Annotated in this window: 15 protein-coding genes and 1 pseudogene; 11 read left to right on the forward strand and 5 right to left on the reverse strand. The window is 31.2% G+C overall.

Translation table 11 applies throughout. The annotated features are described in order from the left end of the window. Positions 1-30 precede the first annotated feature (30 nt). Positions 31-2,397, forward strand: coding sequence for a zinc-dependent metalloprotease (locus FF125_RS02085; RefSeq protein ID WP_138948229.1), 2,367 nt, complete (start codon positions 31-33; stop codon positions 2,395-2,397). Positions 2,398-2,569: 172 nt separating this feature from the next. Here FF125_RS02085 and FF125_RS02090 read toward each other — a convergent pair whose 3' ends face one another. From FF125_RS02090 to FF125_RS02110, 5 genes are all read right to left on the reverse strand, one after another. Beyond that, positions 2,570-2,830, reverse strand: coding sequence for a DUF6520 family protein (locus FF125_RS02090; protein ID WP_138948230.1), 261 nt, complete (start codon positions 2,828-2,830; stop codon positions 2,570-2,572). A gap of 83 nt (positions 2,831-2,913) precedes the next feature. Then, entirely contained in the window at positions 2,914-3,978 is a 1,065-nt protein-coding gene (locus FF125_RS02095) for a hypothetical protein (RefSeq protein ID WP_138948231.1), read from the reverse strand. Beyond that, on the reverse strand, positions 3,979-4,458 hold the full coding sequence (locus tag FF125_RS22300) for a MauE/DoxX family redox-associated membrane protein (RefSeq protein WP_138948232.1): 480 nt from the start codon (positions 4,456-4,458) through the stop codon (positions 3,979-3,981). A gap of 130 nt (positions 4,459-4,588) precedes the next feature. Next, the gene (locus FF125_RS02105; protein WP_138948233.1) at positions 4,589-5,548 is read right to left on the reverse strand and encodes a helix-turn-helix domain-containing protein; all 960 of its coding nucleotides are present in this window, start codon (positions 5,546-5,548) and stop codon (positions 4,589-4,591) included. A 30-nt stretch (positions 5,549-5,578) separates the two neighbouring features. Further along, positions 5,579-5,953: a DUF7793 family protein gene (locus tag FF125_RS02110; protein ID WP_138948234.1), complete on the reverse strand. Its 375-nt coding sequence runs from the start codon at positions 5,951-5,953 to the stop codon at positions 5,579-5,581. Positions 5,954-6,191: 238 nt separating this feature from the next. On the opposite strand from FF125_RS02110, the gene FF125_RS02115 reads away from it, so the two are divergent. From FF125_RS02115 to FF125_RS02160, 10 genes and pseudogenes are all read left to right on the forward strand, one after another. Further along, positions 6,192-8,612 carry an aminotransferase class I/II-fold pyridoxal phosphate-dependent enzyme gene (locus FF125_RS02115; protein ID WP_138948235.1) on the forward strand — a complete coding sequence of 807 codons (2,421 nt, stop codon included), beginning with the start codon at positions 6,192-6,194 and terminating at the stop codon, positions 8,610-8,612. Positions 8,613-8,692: 80 nt separating this feature from the next. Further along, positions 8,693-9,535, forward strand: coding sequence for an RteC domain-containing protein (locus tag FF125_RS02120; RefSeq protein WP_138948236.1), 843 nt, complete (start codon positions 8,693-8,695; stop codon positions 9,533-9,535). A gap of 224 nt (positions 9,536-9,759) precedes the next feature. Next, the gene (locus FF125_RS02125) at positions 9,760-10,038 is read left to right on the forward strand and encodes a helix-turn-helix domain-containing protein (protein ID WP_138948237.1); all 279 of its coding nucleotides are present in this window, start codon (positions 9,760-9,762) and stop codon (positions 10,036-10,038) included. An 18-nt stretch (positions 10,039-10,056) separates the two neighbouring features. Then, positions 10,057-10,743 (forward strand): hypothetical protein, encoded by a 687-nt coding sequence (locus FF125_RS02130; protein WP_175418849.1) that lies wholly within the window; start codon positions 10,057-10,059, stop codon positions 10,741-10,743. Further along, complete coding sequence (locus FF125_RS02135; RefSeq protein WP_138948238.1) at positions 10,727-11,383, forward strand: ATPase; 657 nt, start codon at positions 10,727-10,729, stop codon at positions 11,381-11,383. The genes FF125_RS02130 and FF125_RS02135 overlap by 17 nt, the downstream gene beginning before the upstream one ends. Positions 11,384-11,448: 65 nt before the next feature. Then, positions 11,449-11,736, forward strand: a complete 288-nt coding sequence (locus FF125_RS02140) for a helix-turn-helix domain-containing protein (protein ID WP_138948239.1) — start codon at positions 11,449-11,451, stop codon at positions 11,734-11,736. 10 nt (positions 11,737-11,746) lie between these two features. After that, entirely contained in the window at positions 11,747-12,994 is a 1,248-nt protein-coding gene (locus FF125_RS02145; RefSeq protein WP_138948240.1) for a type II toxin-antitoxin system HipA family toxin, read from the forward strand. Between the two features lie 52 nt (positions 12,995-13,046). Continuing rightward, a pseudogene (locus FF125_RS22025) lies at positions 13,047-13,184 on the forward strand (ATPase); the annotation flags it as partial. A 127-nt stretch (positions 13,185-13,311) separates the two neighbouring features. Next, positions 13,312-14,028 carry a recombinase family protein gene (locus tag FF125_RS02155; RefSeq protein WP_138948241.1) on the forward strand — a complete coding sequence of 239 codons (717 nt, stop codon included), beginning with the start codon at positions 13,312-13,314 and terminating at the stop codon, positions 14,026-14,028. A gap of 352 nt (positions 14,029-14,380) precedes the next feature. Further along, complete coding sequence (locus tag FF125_RS02160; protein ID WP_138948242.1) at positions 14,381-15,478, forward strand: tyrosine-type recombinase/integrase; 1,098 nt, start codon at positions 14,381-14,383, stop codon at positions 15,476-15,478. Positions 15,479-15,538 lie beyond the last annotated feature (60 nt).

Genomic DNA, 15,538 nt, shown 5'->3' on the forward strand with positions numbered 1-15,538 from the left:
TTGAAGCAGTTCTAATAAAATAGTAAACAAATGAAAAAAATAAGCTCTATTCTTTTCTCGATAGTATTGTCTTTTCATGCTATTTGGACTTTTGCTCAAAAAAGCAATACTAAGTTAAAACCATACAAAGAAGTAATCACAATTGAAGCGATATCGGAAAAAGGTTTTGTCTCTACTCATCTTTTGAATGGCAAAATCTATCTAGAGATTCCAGAAAACATCTTAGATAAAGATTTGTTATTTGTAAATCATAATAATTCAAGTTTTGATAAACAAAACATAATTGTATTCAATAAAAGGAATAATACTATCCAAATTATTATTCAAGAAACGGAATCTAAAGCTGGGAATACAATTCAGTTATTAGAAGGGAAATATGATATTAAAATAACGCCTGTCAGTTTTCCTATTTTGACAATTGGGAATAGTCAATCTAATTATATTATTAATGCTACCGATTTATTTTTAAACACGCCAAAGGGGCTACAAGGTGGTGGAAAGTCGATTGTCAAGGATGCCACATTTATAGATGAAGTAAGGTCATTCGCCAATTCCGTTGAGGTGAAAACGACGACAACTATAACTTCTGAAAAAGGTCCAATAACCACTAATGTTAATTTTAGTATTATGTTGCTTCCAGAACCGATGATGCCCCGTTTGTATGATCATAGAATAGGTTTTGATAGTGAAGATAGAAGTTCCAATATTTTTAATGAATCCAAAAGAGCTTCTATAGCAAAATGGCGATTAGAAAAAAAGTATCCATCTCAAACTTTAAGTGAACCCATAAAACCGATTATATTTTATTTAGACTCAGCTATTCCTAATGTATGGAAACCTTATGTTAAGGCAGGTGTTTATGAATGGTTGCCCGCCTTTGAAGCTGCTGGTTTTAAAAATGCACTTATTGTAAAAGAGGCTCCAGTAAATGATAAAGATTGGTCGATAAATAGTATGAGGTATTCCGTTATCCGCTGGAAGAATAGATCAAAATTTAGAGGACATGAAGGAGTAGGTTTTGGTACAGTAAATAGAATTGTAGATCTAAGAACTGGCGAGATTCTTAAATCAGATATCTTGTTAGGAATGATTGATGTTCTAGTCGATAAATATTTTTCTAGATGTAGTCCATTAGATAAACGGGCACAACAATATCCCTTCCCTGATGATCTAATGGGAGAGATGATTCAATCGCTTACTGCCCATGAAACGGGACATGCTTTTGGTATAAAGGATGCTAATTTTGGTGAATATACTTACTCTTTTGAAAAAATGCGAAATAAAAAATGGCTTCAAAAAATGGGACATACCCCTAGTATAATGAATTACGCGAGAGAAAATTTTATTGTACAACCCGGAGATAATATACCGCCTAATTTATTACATCAAAAAGTTGGTCCTACAGATCTTTATAATATCCGTTGGGCATATACACAATTTCCCAACATTAATAAGCCGGATGACGAATTGCCATATTTAGAAAAAATTGTTAGGGAGCAGGATACAGTACCATGGTATAGATATAATTTGGAAGTTCAAAGTATTGGACCAGAAACAATCAATGAAGTTGTAGATAATGATAATCCGATAAAATCGGCAGAGTTGGGTGTAAAGAATTTAAAAAGAGTCTTAAATTTAATACCAGATATCGCTATAAATGAACGAGATGATAAGGTGAAGAAACGCTTTTATATTGGGACACTTAATCTTTGGGTAGATCAGATGAAGTATGTGGAATCTCTCATAGGTGGTTATACGATTCAATACAAATCAAATGCTCAAAAAGGTTCGGTATATACTGCTATACCTTATAATCGTCAAAAGGAGGCTTTAAAATTCTTAAATAAAGAAGCTTTTAACCCACCTTTGTGGATGATTCGTGATGATATTACAGGAAGGTTCATTGCGAACGAAGTCCATGGAATGAATGATAAAAGTGGGTTTATAAACAGTACGATTGAAATAATATCTAGAAAACAGAGAAAAATACTTAAAAACCTGTTTTCCACAACAAAGCTGAAAGCTCTTGAAGAAAATGGCATATCTGGAAAAAGTAATTATAACATTGTGGATATGCTTCAAGGTTTGAACGATGGTTTGTGGAGAGAGCTTGAAGAAGAATCCATAAAAATAAACTTCTTTCGTCAAGAAATCCAATTTGCATATATCTTTTATTTAAAAGATGCACTTAAACATGAAACTAAAAAGCATCAGAGAGAATCGATTTATGTAGCATATAATAAGTATTTATTTAGTAGTTATACTCGGAGTGCACTATTTAACGAGCTAAATAATCTTAAAAATAGTATTAAAAAAATAATATTTAATGTAGATGACCTATCTACAAAAAGCCATCTTGAATTATGTCTTTTAGAAATAGATAAAGGACAAAATTAGAAAGTTTGAAAAAGAGGTAATAGGATGTGCAAGAACTAAAATGGTTTTATAAATAGAACTCTTTTAATCAAAAAGATCTTATTTCAATCATTAAAATCTTGATGTGATTATTATTTGTAAACGGAAAAAAGGCGTATATATGCTATACGCCTTACAATAAAATGCCTAACTATTAAGGATTATACTTCAATGGTTCTCCACAAATTGTTTGATTAATTTTGGAGTAAACTTGATTACCCGAGTAGGTACAATCTAACATTCCTGCTGGATCACAAGTTGTGACTTGCTCACAAATACCATTCTGGAAAATATAACCAGGGACAGTTGCAGCATTGTTTGTGTTTTCTGTACTGTTAGTGGCGAAAGCCAAACCAACAGCCATGAATAATGCCAACATTGGCAATAGTACTTTCTTAAAAACATTTGTTTTCATATTAATTATTTTTAATTGTTATGGTTTACTTTTTTCTACAGGTTTTCAACCTTATTTCCTGATATCGATCAATATGTGTTTGATTACTTATGAAAGTAATTATTTTGTAATTTGTATATGTAGAGCTGATTCCCGCTAATCATGACAAATAGATCTTTATATGAATTTATGCTTATTCCTTTTTCAAGTTTCTCATGAAAAATATAAAAACTAAAGCTATAGGTGGCATTACCCAAATTATAAACATCTATAATGCTTGCTTTTTTTAGTATGTTTTTGGGTTCAAACCTCCCTAATCGGTCTGAATTAATGAACAGAAGTTCAGTGTTGGTAGTCGCTATTTTATTAACCAATGTAGGATTGCCTAATAATTTTTTTTGATTAGTTGTTTTTAGATTAGCAACTTTAAAGGAAACCGTTTGAATCGTGTCTATAGTTTTTCCACTATAATCTAAATGCAATTTTGAATTATATACAATGTATTCATTTCGGTAATAGTACAAGTATACTAATCGTTGTAGGCTGCTATTCCATAGAAGCTGACCATCCATATCAAAATATCCATCTATTTGTTTTGTCAAGAGATCTGTAGATAGCTTTACCTGATAATTTTGATTTTTGTAAAGTGTTCCTAAAATTTGCTCTTGATTTTTACTACTAAGTGATCTAATTCCAAAAGACGTGGAGTCAATTGTGGTCCAAAGAGAAAAGTAAGCAAGATCTTTTGATAAAGTTTGAGCTTTCCAATCCGTTATTTTGCCTCTAAACAGTATTGGGACACTTCCATCAGCTACAAAAAAATAGGGAGGTTTTACTTCAATTCGGACGGTCCGATAGGGGAGTTCCATTTGATCAAGTACAATTTGGTGTTTTTTTAGTTGAAATGTCTTTAATGAAATTTCGGTGATGATCAATGGAGCTGTAGTATTTCCCAGATATATAGTTTGATCTGTCATTCCTGCTATATAATACGAATTGAATTTTAAGTCAATAGATTTTAATATTTTTACTGTATGCGGTGGAATACGACGAATAAAACTATTATTACGATGCATAGTATTCTCAGAAAATATAAATAATAAAACAACAATGCCTACTCCTAAAAAAGTACAGCTCAATAACATATATGCTAAGAATCTCTTTTTCATTTAACTTTCTTTAATATGTTTAATTAGTTTTTGTTGATCATCGAAATTCTTTGATGTTGTATTTGTCATTTGGAATAGAAGGTACAGAGCCAATAAGCAAAACGAAATGTTCATTATGAGATGTTGCTTCCAGCCTAATGATTCCAATATTCCCCCACAAGAGCACGGTACAAAGTCGCTAAAATTTAAGATAATCACAATATAAGTCGTGAACATGACCATTATACTATAGAAACTTAAAAGTCCGAAGAGACGATAATTAGGTGTTATTAATAAAATTGCAACTATCACTTCACTTATTGGAACTATCCACGCCACCCAATAGGTAAATGAACTCAAAACAGGAGATTGCCCTATTTGTGCTAAGAAATTTTCAAAACCCAAAAATTTACTAATAGCCGCATAAACAAATAGTATCACACACATTGAAATGAGCAGTTCAATAAGTAGATTCTTTTTTATGAATTTTTTGATGTTCACGTTGAAATTATTTTACAGGATAAAATTCGGAACTATCATTTATTTTTTAGGAATGTTCACTTATTCATAAAGGATTATATACCAAGCGAGTGAAAGTAGAAGTTTGAAGGAGTAGTTTTAAAGCTCATTATTAGTGCAATCTGGACATGTTTCGAAATGCCTTTGGTGAACGTCCAAATTTCTGTTTGAAAACTTTTGAAAAATGGGGCATACTTTTAAAGCCAGTTAATATAGCGATACGCTTCATCGATAAGCTTGTGTTTTCTATTAGCAAACTTGCTTTCTTTAAGCGTTCATCAAGTAAAAATTTAAAAACAGTAATGTTATACAATTGCTTAAAACCATATTTTAATTTATATTCATTTGTACCGAAATTGTGTGCAAGAATTCTCAATGATGGCAATGGTGTTTCAAGGTGTTGTAAAATATAATCATGTATTTTCTGAATGATTTTTATATCTTTTTCATTTTTCAAAATATTAGGTTTTTCCTTTTTTTGAATACCTTTTGTTGATGGGATTTTGGACGTTAATGCAAGTCCATCTTCTATAAATTGACTTTGTGTTTTAGATTGAAAACTTGTTACTAATATAAATTGATTGTTATTTTCTTTATGATATATAGACGTAATATTACAGATCGCCTCTTTTGTTAAATCTTTATCAAATTGGAAATGTAGTTTTTTCTTAATTTGATAGTAATTATTTATCAGTAATTTATCTGCAATTAGCTTCCAATCATGCTTTGAATGATCACTTAATGTTTTTATAAATGATTGGCCAATAAATTGATTTTTATCTTTAATCAAGTGATTCATAACATCATCATTTACGTAAATAATTTGGAAGCTACTGTCAAGAATAAAAATCATTTGGACAAATTGAAAAATACTTTCAGGGGAATTCAATTGGCTATAATATCGCAATGTTTGTTGAATCTCTTGAGCCATTAAATTAACCAAGACCACTAAAGCCTCAATTTCGTCATCAATATCATTTCTTTCAATTTGGAACGAGAACCTACCTTCGGACATTTCCAATAGCATTTTATAGATATTGTTTATTCTTATTTTATCAAAGGTGTTTAACATGGCGTTATGTCTACTCGAACATTAAATGTTTTACAAAAATTGATTTAAGAATTCAATAGCTTCATAATAGTTATTGAATAATTTTGAAGGTACTAACGGTTTGTTTTTGTTTAAATAGAATTTTGACATTACTTCAGCTATATGTCTGTCATCGTAAATAGCAACGGCTTTTGCCAATACAGATCCATTTTTGGCCAAATAATCTCGAGCGGCTTTTTCCCAGCTCATTACATTTCTTATATCACAAAATACAGGATAGGAAACCTCTTGTTGAAACTGTAAGCGGTCTCTAACAATTGATTGGGCGGTTGCTAAATCAAGTAACTTAATTTCGTTATAGGTACAATGTAGGATTTCATTTTTAATCCAAAATTTAGCATGTTTTGTATGGCCAATACCATTCATTTTAGCGACAATTAGATACCTAAGTTAGAACAATTATTTTATTTTGCTGGTTTTTGTAACGATTTAGACTATCTGAAGGACTTAAATTTCAGAAATAGCTAATGCTTATTGTCCAAAAAGGATTTTGTTTTAATTCTAAGGGATTAAAGCAGGTAGTTTAGTGAAATCACTTTTCTATTCTTAACAAATTTGGATAGCTTGGTGTAAAATAAATTTCAACACTTAAATTCTATATCTAATGGCTAAGATTAATCATAACAACTTTTTGGATACCGTAAATGAAGTTATTGGTAATGCTAAAAAACAACAAATTGTACATTTATATGCAGAAGATAAACGCTTTGAGAAAGGAATAATTACTGTGAATGGGAGTAAATTATTTCATTTTGGAACGACGAGTTATTTAGGATTGGATCAAGATGAAAGGTTAAAGCAGGCCGCCATAGAGGCTATTAATAATTATGGTACTCAGTTTCCTCTATCTAAAACCTATATTTCTCATCCTTTATATGCAGAACTGGAATCTAAAATTCAGGAATTATATGGTATTCCTGCAATAATTACTAAGAACAGTACATTAGGTCATATGGCAGTTATACCATCTGCAGTAAATGATAAAGATGCAGTAATTTTAGACCATCAAGTGCATTGGAGTGTACAAAATGCAGCCCAAATGTTAAGGTTAAGAGGTGTTTCAGTTCAAATGATCCGTCATAATAATATGGATATGCTAGAATCACGAATCAAAAGTTTGTACGATTCGTCTGAACGAATTTGGTATATGGCTGATGGTGTGTATTCTATGTTTGGTGATTTTGCTCCATTAGAAGAGTTAAAATACTTATCTGAAAAATATCCAAAACTTCATTTGTATTTTGATGACGTGCATGGTATGAGTTGGTGTGGAAAAAACGGAATGGGGTATGTAATGAGCGTTTATAAGGATTTACCAGAAAATTGTCTGCTTTTGGCAACGCTGAGTAAGTCCTTTGGAGCTAGTGGGGGAGTTTTAATTTGTAAGAATAATAAACTTAGAAATAAAATAAAGAACTTTGGAGGACCACTAACGTTTTCAGCACAATTAGAACCTGCATCTGTAGCCGCAGCTATTGCTTCCGCGAATATTCATCTTTCTCAGGAAATTTATGAACTTCAGGAAGATCTTCAACTTAGAACACAACATTTTAGTTCATTATTGTCAAAAACAGACTTGCCAGTGATACATAATAATTCAAGTCCTGTTTTTTATATAGGAACTGGTTTGCCGATAACTGGTTATAATTTTGTCAAACGACTATTCAAAGAAGGTTTTTTTGTCAATTTAGGGCTTTTCCCAGCAGTACCTGTTACTAATACAGGAGTTAGAATTACAATTTCAAGAAACAACCAATTGAAGGAGATAGGTGAATTGGTAAAAGTGATGAATCATCATTTTTCAAAAGCAATTGAAGATACTAACACTACAAATACTAATATCAGAAAATTATTTCGATTAAAAAGTGAAGGAACAACTATAGAAGCGATCAACACGGGAAGTTTGAATATGATATACGAAACAAGTATCCAAAAGCTTGATAAGTCTATTTGGAACAGACTCATGGGACAAAGAAGTGTGTTTGATTGGTTGGGAATGGAATTTTTAGAAAAAGCATTTAGTTACAATAACGAAAAGGAACACAATTGGGAGTTTCATTATATTTTGGTTACAAATTCAGATAACAAACCAATCCTTGCAACATTTTTTACAAGAGCACTTTGGAAAGAAGATATGTTAGCACCCGAATCGGTATCTATTCAGGTTGAAGAAAAACGAAAGAATAATGCCTATTACATGTCTAATTATGTACTAAGTATGGGGTCATTATTAACAGAAGGAAAGCACTTTTATTTAGATAGCACAAGCTTATATGCTAGAGAAGCAGTTTTATTAATGTTAAAAAAGATACATGTAATTGATAATGTTAAATCATCAGAAATGATTGTACTAAGAGATTTTTTCGAAAAAGATGACAAACTTACAGATCTGTTTCACGGGCAAGGTTTCGTTAAGATTAAAATGCCAGATGCGGCTTATATTAATAATATTCAATGGAATTCAGAAGCTGAATATCTAAATTCATTGTCCAGCCGATCTAAACGTCATTTTAAAAATGATATTAAAAAGTATGAAGGTTTATTTGACATAAAATGGCAGAATATCTGTAAAAAGGAAACATTAGGGATCATCTATCAGCTTTATTTAAATGTAAAGCATAACAATTTAGGACTAAATACATTTGCATATCCCCAAAGTTTATTTAAGAATATGAACGAAGATAAGAACTGGGAGTTCTTACTATTATATTTTAAAAGTCATGTTTCTCACGCTAGTGAAGTTCCAGTTGGTATGATGTGTTGTTATAAAAATAGCAATCATACGTTTGTTCCAGTTGTTGTAGGTATAGACTATGAATTAAGTAGAACTTATAATATATACAGGCAACTATTATATCAAACTATTAAAAGAGCTTGGGAAAGTAAGTTTGAAACTATAGACTTTGGCCTGACAGCAGCTTTCGAAAAAAGAAAAGTGGGTGCTACTGTATTTTCGAATCACGCATTTGTGCAAGCAAAGGATAATTATTTTATGGATTATATGACTACGTTGCAACAAAGGTAACCACCTTTAAACGAATACTTTTATTTAGAAAATTAGAGTATTTAACACCAAAATTTTAGATTGTTAATCTATATAGAATTGTGAATGAAAAAGAATATATAACCATTGTCAATAATTTTAAACAATACATGAAAGTTATTGAGCAAGTAGAATTTATGGATTTTAATTATATCCATAAAGCAATAGTTCTATGTCGGAAAACACTATCGAAGCTTAAAAAATATACTGTTTTGTACCAATTTGATAGTATGGAAGAGGAAATAGGTTTTTTTAAGAATTACAAAAATCTTGTATTAAAAAACCTTATTTATTATTCTGAATTGAGGCTAATACAATCACAGTTTCCAGAATTATCTATTAATTCACAAAGAGATTATATTCTAAGACAGGAGCATAAAATTAAGAAATTCTTCAAAAAACACGATTCTTTGGTACAATATATCAATTTAGAATTGATAAATCTCGATGAACTTTTTTTTACAATTAGGCCCATTAAAGAATCATATAGTTGCGTACTACAACCTGGTTATACCGATACAAGTTTCTATACACATCATGATTTCTTGATTGCCAAGATAAAAGCTTATGACCAACTTCTAGAGTATTTAAAGTCAAAATTTAAAAGCATAGATGATTTTATGCGTTACGGTAAACCTATGCACCATAATAAAACTTTACATTGGACAGGGACCAAAACCCAGTTGACAGAATTGATTTATGCGTTACATGCCGCGAAGACAATAAACAATGGAAAAACGGATATTGTTGAAATTCAGCGAGAACTTGAATCCATTTTTAATATCAAGTTGAATGACATCTATAAAATATATTCTGAAATTAAGAATCGGCAGAAATCAAGAACAAAATTTTTAGAAGAGATGATAGAAGGGCTTATGAGTGAGATCAATAAATCATACCGCTAAATAAACCTAACTTTAATGACTACTTAATTTTTAACTTTATGCTATCATGAATAAACATAAAATTTATGATTTATATGTTAAAAAAATACCAGACCTACGGTGGTGTTGTGAAAAAAGCCTAATAAATCCACTCAAATTTGCAGAACGAAAGTCAAATCACGGCAAAGTCGCCAACAAAAGAATAATAACCATTGGCGGCTTTGCTTTTAAAAATCGTTTTACAAATGGCAGCAACAATTATTACTACAGAAGATCTTCATGAATTCAAAATCGAATTACTTGATGAAATCAAAACATTATTACAGAACCAATCAGGACAGACTCCTAAAAAGTGGTTAAAGTCACCGGAAGTTAGAGATCTTTTAGGAATCTCTCCAGGTACTTTACAAAACTTACGTATCAATGGCACGTTGCCCTACAGTAAAATTGGTGGGGTATTGTATTATGATTATCAGGAAATAGCTCAAATCCTAGAGCAAAATAGAATTCATAATAAATTTTAAATAAAACAGAATTGGATTATGAATTATATCAAGCACTTAACGGCTGTATTGGGGAAATTCTCAAAAGATGCTAGGCTAAATCCAACCCATATCAGTTTGTATTTAGCCTTATTCCAATATTGGAATCTAAGTCGTTTTTCCAACCCTTTTTCTATTTGTAGGGAAGAGATTATGAAACTGTCGAAAATAGGTTCAAAAGTTACCTATCACAAGTGTATTAAAGAACTGCACCATTGGCGGTATTTGGAATACCAACCTTCACACAATCCCTATAAAGGAAGTAATGTTATCATGTTCAATTTTTGTACTGCCCCTGAACAAGCTTTGGTTCAAACATACAAAGAAAATGGACAAGCTCTGTCTCCAGCTTATAAAGAAAATGGACAAGCTCTGATATCATATAAAACATATATAAACAATAAACATATTAAACTTAAACGGCAACCAAAAAATGAAAATGAAGTTATTATTTTTTTTAAAAAGAAAAAATGGTCAATTATTGAAGCTAAAAAATTTTTCAATCATTATCAAGGAATTGGCTGGATGGTTGGTGGAAAAGCAAAAATTGTTGATTGGCATGCCACAGCTCAAAGCTGGATGATAAAAGCTGATGAAATAAAAAAAGAGAAAACAAGGATAGCACCCGTACAGAAATTTGACAAGCTTAATGTAAACACCGACAAGAATTATGGAGAACCATTATAAAACCACGGAAGAAGGTAAAGAATTTATCTTGGGAGAAATTAAAGACAATATTATCCATTACGATATTGCTAAAACCCTGACCTATCTGGACGTCAAAGGAAAATTATTATTTGGGTCACATTTCAAAATTTATGAAGAAGATTTTAAAATTATTTATAGGCTGTTGATTTATATTATCCGAGATAAAGCGAATTGCAAAAAGCACGACATAAATCTCAACAAAGGAATTCTGTTAACAGGCCCAATTGGGTGTGGAAAAACATCTTTGATGAGTTTGATAAGGCACATTGTCCCTAAAGAAAGGCAGTACCAAATGTACTCCGCTAGAAACATCTCATTTGAATATCAAAAGGATGGTCATCAGATTATTGAGAATTACATCAAAACAAAAAGTTTTTGTTTTGATGATTTAGGCATAGAACAAAATTTAAAACATTATGGAAATGATTGTAATGTAATGGGTGAAATTTTATTAAACCGATATGATTTATGGACTTCGCATAAAGTGATCACTCATGCTACGACCAACTTGAATGCCCAAGAATTGGAAGAATGGTATGGCAATCGGGTACGTTCTCGAATGCGGCAATTGTTTAATTTGGTGGCGTTTGACAGTGAGAGTCAGGACAAGAGAAAATAAAACAAGGCTCGTAATGTTTATTATTATCAACAAAATAGCTATATTTGTAGAAAATAGTCAACAAAATGAAAAGTAAAAAAAGTGTTCTACTACCAAAACATCAAAAATTGATGGAGCAAGTAGGAGAGAATATAAAACTGGCACGTAAAAGACGTAAATTAACAACGGTGCAGGTTTCTGAACGTGCTGATATAGATAGGACTACACTTTATCAAATTGAAAAAGGGAATCCAAAAGTTTCATTTGGTGCATATTTCAATGTGTTGAGGGTTTTTGGATTGGAAAAAGATATTTTAAAACTGGCAGCTGATGATGGGTTTGGGAGAAAATTGCAAGATTTAGACTTATTATAATTTTGAACCAATGGCACAAAATAAATTTGACATATACGTTTACGCACATTGGCAACCCATGGTTGAGCCAGAAGTGATTGGTATCCTTTCTGCACATTTTGGTAAAGGGAAAAAAGCCTTTAGTTTTGCGTATGATAAAAAATGGCTAAGGTCAAAGAACAGAATGTTGATAGATCCTGATATTCAATTTTTCTCAGGACCACAATACCCTAATAATAAAGAGAATTTTGGTATTTTTCTAGACAGTATGCCCGATACTTGGGGGAAAACATTAATGAGACGGAGAACCGCTCAAGACGCTAAAGAAAAACAAGAAAATCCTCGAACGCTTTATGAAATAGATTTTTTATTGGGAGTCTATGATGAAAGTAGGATGGGGGCATTTCGCTTTAAAACTGATCCAAATGGTCCTTTTCTTGATGATGATGAACATAGTCCAACACCACCTTGGTCATCAATTAAAGAATTGCAGGCAGCAGCTGACGCTTTTGAAAGTGGCAATAATAATGAGATTAAAAAATGGTTGGCAATTTTGATGGCACCAGGGTCATCTCTAGGAGGTGCTAGACCAAAAGCCAATATTATTGATGATGATAAAAATCTTTGGATTGCTAAATTCCCTTCTAAAAATGATGCCATTGATAAGGCAGCTTGGGAATACCTCGTTTATCAATTGGCAATAGATGCAGGCATTTCAATGTCACCTTCTAAAATTGAAAAAATTTCGGGAAAGTATCATACTTTTTTTACAAAGCGTTTTGATCGTGACAAGGGGGAGCGAATTCATTTTGCGTCCGCCATGACCATGACTGGTAATACAGAAGAAATAATTAGAGATCGGCCTGCCAGTTATCTGGAAATTGCAGAATTTATTCAAAATTATGGAACCGATATTGATGTCAATTTAGCTCAGCTTTGGAGACGGATAGTTCTTAATATTGCTATTTCAAATACAGACGACCATTTACGGAATCATGGATTTCTTTTAACAGAGAAAGGATGGATTCTCTCTCCGGCATATGACATAAACCCTTCGATTGATAAAGATGGACTGGCACTTAATATAGATATGGATAATAATGCGTTGGATTTTGATTTAGCTAAAAGTGTAGGCGAGTACTTTAGATTGGATAAAGGTCAAATGAAAGGAATCTATGATGAAGTTTTAAATGCAGTAAGCAATTGGACAAATGTGGCCATTAAAATAGGCATATCAACTAAAGAAATTGAATTAATGGAATCGGCATTTAAATTCTAAGAAGTATTATTTTAGTTTAAGTATAATCCGATATGATTTATGGATTTCACACAAAACAATTACCCATGCTACAACAAATCAGAATGCTCAAGAGTTGGAAGAATGGTATGGCAATCGGGTACGTTCTAGAATGAGGCAATTGTTTAACTTGGTGGCTTTTGATAAGGGGAGTATTGATAAACGTCAATAATTCATTTTTAGCGTTTAATTAAACGACCATATAGACACACTTCAATAAATAGTCAATATTTAAGAAATATTTGGTATATTTATGTGTTAAATAAATAAGTTTAATTTTATACAGTTAATTATACCCTATGATTTTTGGATATGCAAGAAAAAGCACAGACAGTCAAAAACTGCATCTTCAAGTTGATGCTCTGTTAAAATATGGGGTGATAGAAAAGAACATTTATTGCGATAGCATTTCAGGTTCTAAAGTTGAAAGGGAAAATTTAAATTTGCTTCTATCTAAAGTCAGGGAAGGTGACACGATTGTAACTTGGAAAATGGGTAGGATGGCAAGAAGTGTATCTCATATGCTAAAATTGATGAGTAATTTTAAAGAGAATGGAGTCCAGTTTGTAAGTATCCAAGAACCATTTATAGATACAACATCTTCTTATGGCAAGTTTGTTTATACCCTTTTTAGTGCTGTTGCAGAATTAGAAAGAGATATATTAATTGAAAGAACAGTTGCTGGACAAGAAAGTGCAAGACGCAGAGGCGTTAAATTCGGAAGAAAAAAAGGGCTGTCCAAGGAAGCACAAAAAAAGGCACGATTAGCGAAAGAGTATTATTGTGATGAATCTAAAGGCTTAACAATAAAAGAAATAATGAAGCTTCTTGATATAAAGTCAAAACCAACACTTTATAGTTACTTACAATATATGGGTCGTAGAAATTGCAAAACCTGTGAAGTTATGTTTTGGGATAAATTGCAAACAGTTGACAATTCATATTGTGATAAACATAAAGATGATAAAAAAGAGGCGGAATTTTTGAAAAAACTTGAATCTCCAATTAATAAATAGCACCTAATTCCAGTTGAATTAGCTTTTTTTTGCTTTTGATTTGAGAATCGGATTATCTCTTAAAATTTCATTAGTTTTTTTCATATCTATAAAAATATATTTATTTTAAGTATCATCTATAAAATCGCATCTTCTTTTGTAATTAACAACTTTATCATTTCTTTCTTTTTATACTTTTTAACAAATTTAGACTCCATAATACTTCAACAGAGCCCTTATTAATTAGCTTTATAATTATCCGTTACTTAACGGTTAATAAACGTTTACAAATGTTTACAAACGGATACAAATGTTTAACATGCTTTATTTGATGTTTAATATTTTATTTTGGCTACATAAAAAACAATTGACAATGGGCACTCCTATTATTTATGAACCTTTAAAAAATGCCAAACGCATAAAAATTTTTATTCCATATGAATTGTATGAAATTAGAAAAGCATTTAAAAGCCTGAATTCAACCTATTGGCATCCGAGTCAAAAACTATGGTCTATTATAAACACCCAAGAAAACATGGCATTAGTAAAACGCACATTTAAAGGGGACTTTACAATTAGTGTTGAAAAACCATTCGTACCCATAAAAACCACCAGATTAAACGAGAAAGCTATTGATACGCTTTTAGAATTAGAAAAGACATTAGTTTTAAAGCATTATGGGCAGTCAACCATAAATAATTATAAAAAAATGCTTTCTGTTTTTTTGACAAAATTTATGCATCAAGACCTTAAAAGTATAAGTAAAATACAAATAGAACAATTTATATACGAACTTATAAAACTCAATAATATTAGTGAAAGTTATCAAAATCAATTGATTAACGCTATAAAGGCATATTATGAGCATGTATTGGGTTTACCAAGAGAATATTATGATATACAACGCCCTAAAAAGAGTCAAAATATACCGAACGTTTTAAGTCAGGAAGAAGTTTTAAAAATACTACAACACCATAAAAACATTAAACACAAGGCTATATTATGGACAATTTATAGTGCTGGATTACGAATTTCTGAATTGATTAATTTACGAATAGCTGATGTACATTCTGATGAAGGCTACTTATTTATAAAGGACAGCAAAGGTAAAAAAGACCACAAAACTATATTATCAGATCATTTAGTAGTATTATTGAGAAAATACTACAAATTGCACAAACCATCGTATTGGTTATTTGAAGGACAAACTGGTGGTAAGTACAGTACTACGAGTATCAGAAATATTTTAAGAACAGCAATTAAGGAAACAGATTCAAATCCATGGGCAACGGTTCATACTCTACGACATTCATTTGCAACACACTGTATAGAAAACAATATGAATTTAAGACATTTACAAAACATGTTGGGACATAATTCACCCAAAACCACCGAATTATATACCAAAACCATACAAATAAACAATAAAAATATCAGTAGCCCAATAGATAATTTGCTTAAAAAACTTTAACTTGCAGACATATACGATATAACCACAATAGGGTTATACATATGTTGCCCACAATTAACG

Origin of the sequence: Aureibaculum algae (assembly GCF_006065315.1) — a bacterium.
In the GTDB taxonomy this organism is placed as follows: Bacteria; Bacteroidota; Bacteroidia; order Flavobacteriales; family Flavobacteriaceae; genus Aureibaculum; species Aureibaculum algae.